This window comes from Pseudomonas sp. MTM4, assembly GCF_019355055.1.
Lineage (GTDB): Bacteria > Pseudomonadota > Gammaproteobacteria > Pseudomonadales > Pseudomonadaceae > Stutzerimonas.
On record NZ_CP048411.1, the window covers coordinates 3,003,762 to 3,015,452 of the forward strand.

The following is an 11,691-nucleotide window of genomic DNA, read 5'->3' on the forward strand; positions in this document are numbered from 1 at the left end:
TCGAATCATAATCGGCGGTAGGCCGGCGAGAACTCGAAGAGATCCCTGGTTATCCAGCCAGCTGACTTCAGTTCTGCAAGGGTGTCGGGATGCTCGCTGAACACCTTCGCTTCAGAAGCCTCCACGGCAACTGCTGAAGGCGCATTAGGTTTGCTCACAGTAGCTTCCGGTAACGCAGTATTTGCCCGTGCAGCTGGAGTTACGCCTCGAAGCAAAGCGAGACGGTCTGCTCGCCCAAGTCCGTTGAACGCCATCATTTCCATCAACTGCTCCTCTATGGGAAGCAGGTCGTCGAACTTGCGCATGCGACTAGGGTCGCGACTACGCAGAGCCGATAGCGCTGGCCTGAGTATTTGCATCTTGGAATTGCTTACTTTGACGATCGTCTCGGCAGTCAGACACTCGGAGCCACTCTGAATTGCATAGCGCTGGCTCAGCACCAATAACTTAACCAGGAAGTCAGTCACACCCTGGGTGTGCTCGTACAGCGCGTCAAAAATCTCAGGAGTCAGTTCAGCCGCCTGCTTGCACCACTGATAGCTCCAAAGGTTCTCGACCAGAAAACGCCACTCGTCATCCTCCTTCTCGAAGCGCTTGAACTCGATCATCCCCCCACCGCAACTGCGCCTGGCGACACGCATTACGTCCGAGAACAGACTGACCATCGAATTCGTCCCGATGAACACGACCGGGATACCGATATTGTTCACCAGGTGAAGGAAGAAATTCAGCATGCTTTCCTTACCCCCGGTCTTGGCCAGGTGAAGGTTCTGCAGCTCATCAATGAGCAAGGCGCCGATAAAAAACGTGCTGGCTACCTGTTCCATCTGCTGAAGCGCATCGTTGATATTTCGATGCCGGTGGCGCTTGTGGTAGTCCTGATCGCCGAGTGCCTGGCCAACCGCGTGGAAGAACTGCTGACAAAATCCAGCCAACGAGCCATCTCGTGGACAATCAAGCTTGAGCCAGGTGATCTGGGTGTGGACGAATTGCTGACCCTCATAACGCTCATGTCGGATCGTCTGAGGGTACAAGCTTAAAATGGCATGCAGTGCGGTGGACTTCCCAATACCACTCAGTCCCACAACGCTGAAAGTGTCAGCTGTTGATTTGAAAGCATCGTGATAGCGCTGAGCCCCTGACAAAGAATGCAGGTGCCTGACTGTGGAGGCGCTAGTTGGATTACGGCCAACATATCCACGACGGATCAGCAGAGATAACAGGGACTCTAGCTCTAGGTGCAGCAGAAACGGCTGCACAACCGTCCTCAAGCGATCAATACAGTGAATCCGCATTGCCCCGTCGAGCTCTAGCTCCTCAGGTGCTACCGGCTGGGGAAAATTTGATATCAGCTCGGCAGCCGCCGCTTCGTCAAGAATTGGTGGCAGCGCTTCGATCAGAGGGTTTCCCGCGTACTCAGTGATGGCCTGCTTCGTATAGCTCGCAAGAGCTTTAGCACCTCTCATTTGGGCTGCCCCGGGCGAACTCTTTTGAGTAAATCGATAACCTGCGCGGTGCGCGGCCCAGCGTACGACTCTCTGACAATGGAAGGGCTCTGAGCATCAGGTTGAACGGGATCCGCACGTATACCGTCAGGTACAGTCGCTTGCTCTCGCTCCAATAACCGCTCTTCCGTACGATTCTCGCGGATATTAGCCACTGCTTCAGCCTTAGAGCCGGCTGCGGGTTCAAGCTTTTTCTCGGCCATTGCATTGCCGACAATTTGCTCAACTTTATCGACCAAGCCAACTTGGCTTTCCCGTTCAGCTCGTTTGTGAGCTGGCGGCACTTGCCTGTAGGCCTCCAAGAGGTCGTAGATCTCGTCCGAGCGATAATCCGCATACTTCGCATCCGACCTCCGCAGGTCGCAACGCAGGAACTCCTTGTTCTCGTCCTGGATCCAGATGTGCGCCGCAGAGTTCGGATCAAACCAGCAATCAATCGCCCAGACGCCATTGCGACGCGCTTTTGCGAACCAGTTTTTTTCGATAGCCATCTCGCAGAGATAATGCATGCCGCGAAACAACACGCCACCTTTTTGGACGGTGGCCCTTTCCCGAGGCAGCAGATTGAGATAAATCAGCTCGTCAGGTCGCTTGTTAGGCTGGATAAGGTCGTTCTCTAACGCCCACCGCCAAATCCCCATCGGAGTGGGCTCCACGCCATCGTTCATCATCGCCTGGGTAAGACGATCCGGCTGTCGGTGGAAACGGTTGTAGTGAAGAATGCACTCGATGAGGACTTGGGTGAACTCCTTCAAATTCAGCGTCGCGTCGAGCCGATAATCACGCTCACCGCGTTCCTTCTCTCGGGCTGCTACTCCGCCGGGGAGCCACCTAATACCGGTTAAGTCGTTCAGGATGCCGAAGCGGCTCTCGACCATCGGTTTCCAATCCGGTCGGTATGGCGGGGCCGTCCCCATATCGATACCCAGGCCAGACGCGAGCCCCTCAGCAGCAGCCCCCAACATTTCACCTCTATCGGCGTAGATTTGATGTGGCAGATGACGACAGTCCCAATCCTCAGGAGTGATATCAACACCGTTTTGCGCGCAGAACTCCACCTTGGAGGTGAACGCGTTGAACAGCGCCTGTCGAGCTCCGTTCCAGCTAGGCCCCTCAAGGCCTACATAAAGGCCAACGATCATCCCTGAGAAACTGTCGACTACGATGTACACCACGGGGCGACCGATAAGCATTCGTCGGGAGTAGCTGTTGACCAAGTAAATGTCAGCGATGGTCGCGTCGATCTCGAATTGATGACAAGGACCTCTAAGCCAGTCGCGGACGGTACCGGATAATGGACGGCAATCCTTCAGCCACTTCGTCAACCCCATGCGTCCACGATCAGTCTCGGTATCATCAAAGAACTGCTTTCCCCAATAATTAAACTGGTTAAACGTCGGAATTTCAGATTGAGGAAGCAATACGACCTCGTTTTCGGGATTTTTAGAAAGCCGCTTCTCCGAATAATATTTATTGAGCATTTTGTTGTACGCGCTATCAATCGTCGACTTCTTGTTCTTTACGTAAAGCGCGTAACAAACTCGGATACACTTCTTGTCGATATCGCTTAGTAATTTGGCAGGCGACACTAACACCCCTTGAAACCTTGGCTTTCGTCCCGGCGGCTTATCAGCGGAGTAATTACGACTCCCAACACCTACAGCAGAATAGTTGTTAAGAAGCGCATTTCTTACTTGCCCGTAAAACCAGTATCGATACAACAAACGATATAGCGTTTTACGCTGCACACCCGCCTCAGCGGCGCGATCACTTACCAATCGGCCCATCTCGCCATGAACAAATATTTGCCCTGGATAGGCCGGGTCCAAAAGTGGCGCAATCAGAGCCCATTTTTGGTCTCTATCACGCCTCGCGCGCTCGTCGAGATCTTCTTCCAAAACCAGTAGAAATTCTGGCACTGCCATCACCACAGGCTTTGTATCGCCTGATACCAATGACACCCTGAATTCCTCAAGACCAATCGAATACGGCTTCCTAGGAGGATCCGTTAGATCCATAACAATCAGTGCGTCGTGCTTCTCGTCGAGGTGAATTGCTCTCGCCATAGTAGAGAGCAAGGAGAGTTCCGTGACAGGCTCAAAGACGTCATTAACTGAAATTTTCATGACGACTTCTCGCTCAGTGTGGATATTTCAGTGGGATAAAAAACACTGAAGTCTGGCAAAGGTGACTTGAGCTGTAACGGCGCACCACTTAATTCAATCCTAATAGTTTTCCGCCAGATCAAATTAAAGAAAATGTCGCGAGCATCGGTATACGGTATGGATAATCGGTGTCCAATCTTGCGCAAGCTCTCCGACGTTGACCAAGGGCAACCCTTTATTGATTCAAGTATCTCGATGAATTGCAAATGCAGCGGGACATCCATCAAGGCACGAGGCAATTTGGCAAATTTGCGAAGAAATACGAGATTCAGGATCAAATCGGGCGTAAACAACTCCTCCGTTACGATGCTCCAGTCTACACCTTGGCTCACCCAGAACCGTCTCTCGACTTCGAGTTTTTCTAACGTGCGAGCACAGCCTTTTCCTTGAAGGTCTTTCGCGTATTTGATCGTCCTGGCAACGGACTTTACGTCTCCATTTGGCTGCTTTACAGACAGCAAAAAGTCAGTGGTCATTACCATAGGAACAGAGGTCGTTTTGTATTTTGGATACCGTACACCGATAGCCCTGGCGATCGCCTGGGTGCTCTCCACCGGCAGTAGGGGATACTGCTCGCGGATATCTACAACGTCCTCTGAAAACTCACAGAGTAAAAAGTACGCCCGTTCAAGGTCGGATAAGAGGTGATGAATTCGATCAATCTTAACACCTTGGATTTTCCAGGAACGCCCCATCGAAGGGACATCCTGAACACGTAACCAAGGCACATACTCAGCTCCGGCGCCAGCTCCAAACCCATTGGCGATGTGCCGTTCGATATCCTGATTTGAAGCAAACCTACGACCTCGCACCCGCCCTCCTAAGTCCGTCCGGACCGCTCCCCTCGTTCGGCAAGAGAGTAGTTATAGGAAAACATGAGCTAACAAGCTGCCATGTCGTAGGGCTTTCCAGAATACTCCTGCTGAAAATTAAGGCAGCGGCTCCTGACGAACGGCCTAGCATAAAAACAGAAAACCCTTTTAGATACAGGGGCTTACGGTTAGTGTCAAACTATAATAGCTTGTGTCAGACTTTATTATTTTGTGTCAATCTTTATTCCGTGAAGCCAACAACTACATGTCAGTACCGAATTGTCACTCCACCGTCACCGACTTTGCCAAGTTGCGCGGCTGGTCGACATCTGTTCCACGCAATACGGCCACGTAGTACGACAGCAGCTGCAATGGCAACGTATAGAGGATCGGCGCCAGCACGTCATGGATATGCGGCATGCTGACGATAAAGGTGCCCTCGCCATTCTCGATGCCGGCTTCACGGTCGGCGAAGACGATCAGCTCGCCACCGCGCGCGCGCACTTCCTGCAGGTTCGATTTGAGCTTTTCCAGCAGCTCGTTGTTCGGTGCCACGGTCACCACCGGCATGTCGGCGTCGACCAGTGCTAATGGCCCATGTTTGAGCTCGCCCGCCGGATAAGCCTCGGCGTGGATATAGGAAATCTCCTTGAGTTTGAGCGCGCCCTCCATCGCCACCGGATACTGCGCGCCACGACCGAGGAACAGCGTGTGGTGCTTTTCGGCGAAATGCTCGGATATCTTCTCCACGGTGGTATCCATCGCTAGCGCTTCGCCCAGACGCGTCGGCAGACGGCGCAATTCGTCGATCAGCTCCGCTTCCAGGGCAGGATCAAGGGTGCCGCGTACCTGCCCCAGCGACAGGGTTAGTAGTAACAAACCGACCAGCTGGGTGGTAAAGGCCTTGGTGGAGGCCACGCCAATCTCTGGACCGGCCTGGGTCAGCAGGGTCAGATCGGATTCGCGTACCAGCGAGCTGATGCCCACGTTGCAGATCGCCAGACTGGCAAGGTAACGCCCCTCCTCGTCCGTGCGCGCCTTGGCGTTTCGCAGCGCCGCCAGTGAATCGGCGGTTTCGCCGGACTGAGAGATGGTGACGAACAGCGTGTCGGGCTGAACCACCACCTTGCGATAGCGGAACTCGCTGGCAACCTCGACCTGGCAGGGAATGCCAGCCAGTTCTTCCAGCCAGTAACGAGCGACCATACCGGCGTGGTAGCTGGTGCCGCAAGCAACGATCTGCACATTGCGCACCTTGGCAAACAGCTCGGCAGCCTGCGGGCCGAACGCCTGCACCAGCACTTGGTGATCACCCAGGCGGCCTTCGAGCGTGCGCTGCACGACCTTGGGCTGCTCGTGGATTTCCTTGAGCATGAAGTGGCGATATTCGCCCTTGTCCGCCGCTTCCGCGCCTTCATGGTATTGCACGCTTTCGCGTTCCACCGCTTGGCCGGCGACATCCCAGATCTGCACGCTGTCGCGGCGGATCTCAGCGATATCGCCTTCTTCCAGATACATGAAACGATCGGTGACCTGACGCAGGGCCAGCTGGTCAGAGGCAAGGAAGTTTTCCCCCAGGCCTAGTCCGATCACCAGCGGACTGCCGCTACGGGCGGCGAGCAGCCGATCAGGTTGTTTGGCACTGACTACGGCCAAACCATAGGCGCCATGCAACTCCTTGACCGCCGCCTTGAGCGCCACGGTGAGATCGCCGTATTCATCGAGCTTGTGGTGCAGCAGATGCACAATGACTTCGGTATCGGTGTCGGAAACGAAGACGTAACCCTGTGCTTTCAATTGCTGACGCAGGGCTTCGTGGTTTTCGATGATGCCGTTGTGCACCACCGCCAGGTCTTCGCCGGAAAAGTGCGGATGCGCGTTGCGCTCGCATGGTGCGCCATGAGTGGCCCAGCGCGTGTGAGCAATGCCCAGGCGGCCGGCAAGCTGCTCCTGCTGTTGCGCCTGTTCCAGTTCGGCGACCTTGCCGGAGCGCCGCAGGCGATGCAGTTTGCCGCTTGCATCCAGCACGGCCACACCGGCGCTGTCATAGCCTCGGTACTCGAGACGCTTGAGGCCTTCGAGCAAAATTGCAGTGATGTTACGTTCAGCGACGGCGCCAACGATGCCACACATGGTCAGGTCTCCTGATGGGTTCCGATGGCTGCGCAGATGAGCTTGATGCCGCGCGCCTGGATACTTGAACGCGCCTCGGCGGTGAGACGCTCATCCGTTATGAGGGTATGGATGTCGCCCCAGGGCAACTCCAGATTGGGAATGCGCCGTCCGATCTTGTCGGATTCGGCTAGCACGATGACTTCGCGCGCTACTTCAGCCATGACACGCGAGAGGCCAAGTAATTCGTTAAAAGTCGTTGTGCCGCGCTGCAGATCGATGCCGTCGGCACCGATGAACAACTGATCGAAATCGTAGGAACGCAGCACCTGTTCCGCCACTTGCCCCTGAAAGGACTCGGAATGCGGGTCCCAGGTGCCACCCGTCATCAGCAAGGTCGGTTCGTGTTCCAGTTCACGCAGGGCATTGACCACGTTCAGCGAATTGGTCATCACCAGCAGGCCATGCTTGTTGACTAGTTCAGGAATCATCGCGGCGGTAGTGGTGCCGCTATCGATAATGACGCGCGCATGTTCGCGGATGCAACCAACGGCGGCTCGGGCGATGGCTTGCTTCCACGGCGAAACCGGCTGTGAACTGCCGATGAGTTCCTGCGGCAAGGGCACCGCGCCACCGTAGCGGCGCAACAGCAGGCCGTTCTTTTCCAGCGCCGCAAGGTCCTTGCGGATAGTCACTTCGGAAGTCTCGAAACGTCTGGACAGCTCATCGACGCTCACCTCGCCCTGCTCATTGAGCATGGCAAGGATGGCGTGGCGTCGTTGAGGAGTGTTGCGCTTCGACATGTTTAAGTTTCGATTCGAAAGGAAAACGCGCGAATCAAAACCTAAACCAGCAGCGCCGTCAACTCCCAGTCATCAAACCCGGAAGTAACTCATCAGACTTTGCTGATGGTTGGCCAGCTGATTCAGCGCCTGGCTGACGCGAGCCGATTCGTCCGCCTGGCCAGACAGCGATTCGGTAACATCGCGGATACCAGCCACGTTGCGGTTGATTTCTTCGGCTACTGCACTTTGCTGCTCGGCTGCACTGGCGATCTGCAGGTTCATGTCGGAAATCACCGCCACCGCGTCGCCGATCTTGCGCAGCGCAGCGACGGCATTGCCTACCTGATCGACGCTGCCCTGCGCCTGAGCATGGCTGCCTTGCATCGCTGTGACCACGTCGCGAGTTCCGCTCTGCAGACGTTCGATGACCTGACGGATTTCTTCGATGGATTCCTGGGTGCGTCGAGCGAGGTTGCGAACTTCATCGGCCACCACGGCGAAACCACGCCCGGCCTCGCCTGCCCGCGCCGCCTCGATAGCGGCATTGAGCGCCAGCAAGTTGGTCTGCTCGGCGATTGCGCGAATCACTTCGAGCACCGAGCCGATCTGTTCGCTGCTAGCAGCCAGCGTTTCGACCTGTCCCATGGCATGGTTCAGTTCACCGGCGAGGCCGTCGATGCTACGCGTGGTGTGATCGATGACACCCAGCCCTTCGTGCGTTGCCTGATCGGCTGCCCGTGCGGCCTCCGCTGCCTGCGCAGCGTTGCGCGCCACATCCTGCGCCGTGGCGCTCATTTCATGCGATGCGGTCGCCACCTGTTCGACTTCGCGGAACTGTTGCTGCATGCCGGCGCTGGTCTGCGTGGCGATCGCTGCAGACTGGTCGGCGCTGCTGCGCGCGTCCTGAACCGAGCGCTGTACATCGGCGATGGTTGGCTGCAGCTTGTCGAGAAAACGATTGAACCATCCGGCCAGCTCGCCCAATTCATCCTCTCGGGTGTATTCCAGTCGTCGGGTGAGATCGCCTTCGCCACTGGCGATGTCCTTGAGCATCGCCGCCACGCCTTCGATAGGTCGGGTCACGCCCCGCGCGGTTAGCCACATCAGTGCCAGGCCCAATAACACCGCACCGAGACCGATAGCTAGGGCGATCACGCTGTTCTCCTGGCTCTGAGCCTGCAGCGTCTGCTCCAGACGCGCTGCCGGAGCAAGCAGCACCTGACGTGGCACCTCCAGCAGAATCGCCCAGGGTTCGAGTTCCGGCACTGGCTGTACGGGTTGCAGCACCCGCAGCATGTCGCCATCGCCGAGCAACACCGGCTTGCCGGCATCGACCACGCGGCCGATCGCCTCGCTCTCCGCGCCGAACGCGGCGCTCAACGGTTTGCCGAGCAGACCGGCGTCGCGACTATGGCCGGCCAGGAATCCGGCAGGACTGATCACGCTCAGATGACCTTCGCCCTGATAAAGAACCTGTTGCGCCTCCTGACTGAGCTGCTGCAGCGAAGCCAGGCTGATATCAACACCGACGACGCCGATGACCTTGCCGTCTTCTATCAGGGGGAAAGCGACGCTGGTCATCAGCAGCGGCTTCCCTTCCACCTCGTCGAAATAAGGCTCGAGTACACAGACCCGGGCGCTGTCGCGCGGGCAACTGTACCAGGCGTTGTAGGGTGCGCCCGTGATGCTGGATGAGGTATCGGCGAGTTCCTCTTCGCTCATGGTCTCAGCACTGAGTTGGCCAGGCTTGCGCTGCGACCAGTACAGCGAAAATCGTCCGGTGTCGTTGCCGCCCATTTCGGCGTTGTCTATGAACATGCCATCCCTGTCGTCCAGCGCGTCGGCCTCGAACACCACGTAAAGGCCGATCAGGTCGGGATTGGCTTCCAGCGCCGTCTTGATCTGATGGTGCAAATCCTCACGAAGCTCGAAGGCGTTGGCCATACGCTCGATGGCCTGCTCGCGCAGGGACAGCACCTGACGGACGATACCCTGGCCGTACTGATAGGCATCGTTGAACTGTCGCTCGATGCGCAGAGCCTGCGCCAAGCCACGCGCTTGCAGATTGTTGCGTGCGGACTCCTCTAGCATGGCACCGCTAGATGCGCTGACCAGAACGGTGGCCTGACGCGATTGATAGAGCGAAGCGCCGACCAACAGGCCGACGATGAGCAACAGACATAGGCCAGCCAGCAGAGTGAGCTTCCACTGGATGGACAGGCGGGTAAGGGCGGGCATCATCGCTTCCTCGTGACGTTATGCCCTTAAGGATCGACCAGACATCCCATCCCTTGAGTACCGCCTGTAAGAACACCGAAGCGCAGCGAGCCCTGGCTGCGCATCATCAGTGTTATTTGCGCGTTTTCTGCGGACGTTGCCAGCCCTTGACCAACGCCTGCCGAGCCCGCCCGAGTGCCAGAGTACCTGCCGGCACATCGGCCGTGATCACGGAACCGGCGCCCGTGGTAGCGCCATCACCGAGGTTGACCGGGGCAACCAGCGAGCTGTTGGAGCCGATGAACACGTCCTCGCCCAGCACCGTGCGGTATTTGTTGGCACCGTCGTAATTGCAAGTGATGGTGCCGGCGCCGATGTTGGTCCGTGCGCCGATTTCGGCGTCACCGAGATAGGCCAGGTGGCCAGCCTTGGCGCCTTCGCCCATGCGCGAATTCTTTACTTCGACGAAATTGCCGACGTGCGCTTTGGCCCCCAGCACCGCTCCGGGACGCAGGCGCGCGAATGGCCCGCAGTCGGCGCCCTCGCCCAGCTCGGCACCTTCCAGATGGCTGTTAGCTTTGACCACCGCACAGCGGCGCAGCGTGCTGTCGCGGATAACGCAATTGGGTCCGATCTCCACGCCATCCTCAATCACCACTCGGCCTTCGAGGATTACGTTCACGTCGATCAAGACATCGCGGCCGACACTCACTTCGCCACGCAGATCGAAGCGTGCCGGGTCGCGTAGCGTGACTCCCTGAGCCATCAGACGGCGCGCCGCACGCTGCTGATAGTGCCGCTCGAGCTCAGCCAATTGAATGCGATCGTTGGCGCCCTGTACTTCCATCGCATCCTGCGGCTGCTCGGTAGCGACCGTCAGCCCATCGGCGACGGCCATGGCGATCACATCGGTCAGATAGTATTCGTCTTGTGCATTGCTGTTGGAGAGCCGTCCCAGCCAGTCGCCCAGTCGCTCACCCGGAACCGCCAGAATGCCGGTGTTGCCTTCGGCTATCAGCTTTTGTTCGGGCGACGCGTCCTTGTGTTCGACAATCGCCTGGACCACGCCCTGACCGTCGCGCACGATCCGGCCATAACCGGTCGGGTCGGTCAGCTTCACCGTCAGCAACGCAAGCTGCTGCGGGCCGACCTTGTGCAGGAGTCGTTCGAGCGTCGCCGCCTCGATCAGCGGCACGTCACCATAAAGGATCAGCACCCGCTCTGCCGTGAGCGCCGGAAGTGCCTGGGCAACCGCGTGTCCTGTTCCCAACTGCTCGGCCTGGACCACGAAATTCAGATCGTCCGCGGCCAGGCGCGCACGCACCTGCTCGGCGCCGTGACCGATCACCACGTGGATGGCTTTGGGCTCGAGCCCTCGGGCGGTCTCGATCACATGACCCAGCATGGACTGACCGGCAACCGGATGAAGTACCTTGGGTAGAGCGGAGCGCATGCGCGTGCCCTGACCGGCAGCGAGAATGACGATATCGAGTGACATGGCAGATCCTGAATCGTGACCCTGGGGCCGACGCAAAAGAAGTTTTTACGAAAAACGAAAAAGAAAAAGGGTAGCCAAGGCTACCCTTTTACTCGCGCACGATGAAGCAGTCAGCGGTTCAACCGCGACCGTACTTCTTGCGCATCGCCTCGATGGTCCGCAGCTGCGCGGCAGCTTCAGCCAGACGAGCAGCAGCCGAGCCGTAATCGAACTCAGCACCCTTCTCGTGCAGGGCCTTCTCGGCGGCCGTCACGGCAGCCTGCGCCGCCGCTTCGTCCAGATCCTTGGCGCGCGTAGCGGTATCAGCCAGCACCTTCACCATGTTCGGCTGAACTTCGATGAAGCCGCCGGAAATGTAGAAGATCTCTTCGGTGCCACCCTGCTTGATCACTCGCACCGGACCGGGCTTGAGATCGGTCAACAGTGGAGCGTGGCCCGGCAGAATGCCCAGATCACCCAAGTGACCATGAGCGACGACCATCTCTACCAGCCCCGAGAACAGCTCTTCTTCCGCACTGACGATGTCACAGTGGACTGTCATAGCCATACTTATGCCTCGGTAATCAGCTCGACCCGCGACGGGTGCCGCCGGTCTAG

Annotated in this window: 7 protein-coding genes and 2 pseudogenes; all 9 read right to left on the bottom strand. The window is 57.6% G+C overall.

All coding sequences use genetic code 11. From position 1 onward, the window contains the following. Nucleotides 1-5 precede the first annotated feature (5 nt). Nucleotides 6-1,466 (bottom strand): AAA family ATPase, encoded by a 1,461-nt coding sequence (locus tag GYM54_RS13880; RefSeq protein WP_003118400.1) that lies wholly within the window; start codon nt 1,464-1,466, stop codon nt 6-8. Continuing rightward, entirely contained in the window at nt 1,463-3,631 is a 2,169-nt protein-coding gene (locus GYM54_RS13885) for a Mu transposase C-terminal domain-containing protein (protein WP_003290891.1), read from the bottom strand. Before GYM54_RS13885 ends, GYM54_RS13880 begins: the two co-directional genes overlap by 4 nt. Next, nucleotides 3,628-4,482 (bottom strand): TnsA endonuclease N-terminal domain-containing protein, encoded by an 855-nt coding sequence (locus GYM54_RS13890; RefSeq protein ID WP_036997997.1) that lies wholly within the window; start codon nt 4,480-4,482, stop codon nt 3,628-3,630. The genes GYM54_RS13885 and GYM54_RS13890 overlap by 4 nt, the downstream gene beginning before the upstream one ends. 282 nt (nt 4,483-4,764) lie before the next feature. Continuing rightward, the gene (gene glmS, locus GYM54_RS13895) at nt 4,765-6,615 is read right to left on the bottom strand and encodes a glutamine--fructose-6-phosphate transaminase (isomerizing) (protein ID WP_197446132.1); all 1,851 of its coding nucleotides are present in this window, start codon (nt 6,613-6,615) and stop codon (nt 4,765-4,767) included. Nucleotides 6,616-6,617: 2 nt separating this feature from the next. Then, nucleotides 6,618-7,397 (bottom strand): DeoR/GlpR family DNA-binding transcription regulator, encoded by a 780-nt coding sequence (locus tag GYM54_RS13900; RefSeq protein ID WP_197446131.1) that lies wholly within the window; start codon nt 7,395-7,397, stop codon nt 6,618-6,620. Between the two features lie 72 nt (nt 7,398-7,469). Beyond that, nucleotides 7,470-7,985: pseudogene (locus GYM54_RS22100) on the bottom strand (methyl-accepting chemotaxis protein); the annotation flags it as partial. Between the two features lie 390 nt (nt 7,986-8,375). Continuing rightward, nucleotides 8,376-9,620 (bottom strand): annotated as a pseudogene (locus GYM54_RS22105) (chemotaxis protein); the annotation flags it as partial. Between the two features lie 109 nt (nt 9,621-9,729). Then, nucleotides 9,730-11,094, bottom strand: a complete 1,365-nt coding sequence (gene glmU, locus GYM54_RS13910; protein ID WP_131649133.1) for a bifunctional UDP-N-acetylglucosamine diphosphorylase/glucosamine-1-phosphate N-acetyltransferase GlmU — start codon at nt 11,092-11,094, stop codon at nt 9,730-9,732. Between the two features lie 118 nt (nt 11,095-11,212). Further along, entirely contained in the window at nt 11,213-11,641 is a 429-nt protein-coding gene (locus GYM54_RS13915; protein WP_131649134.1) for a F0F1 ATP synthase subunit epsilon, read from the bottom strand. Between the last annotated feature and the right edge of the window lie 50 nt (nt 11,642-11,691).

Bases quoted from the DNA above. Each gene is read 5' to 3' on its own strand.
- GYM54_RS13915 (WP_131649134.1), bottom strand. From the start codon at position 11,641: ATGGCTATGACAGTCCACTGTGACATCGTCAGTGCGGAAGAAGAGCTG.
- GYM54_RS13900 (WP_197446131.1), bottom strand. From the start codon at position 7,397: ATGTCGAAGCGCAACACTCCTCAACGACGCCACGCCATCCTTGCCATG.
- GYM54_RS13880 (WP_003118400.1), bottom strand. From the start codon at position 1,466: ATGAGAGGTGCTAAAGCTCTTGCGAGCTATACGAAGCAGGCCATCACT.
- glmS (WP_197446132.1), bottom strand. From the start codon at position 6,615: ATGTGTGGCATCGTTGGCGCCGTCGCTGAACGTAACATCACTGCAATT.
- glmU (WP_131649133.1), bottom strand. From the start codon at position 11,094: ATGTCACTCGATATCGTCATTCTCGCTGCCGGTCAGGGCACGCGCATG.
- GYM54_RS13885 (WP_003290891.1), bottom strand. From the start codon at position 3,631: ATGAAAATTTCAGTTAATGACGTCTTTGAGCCTGTCACGGAACTCTCC.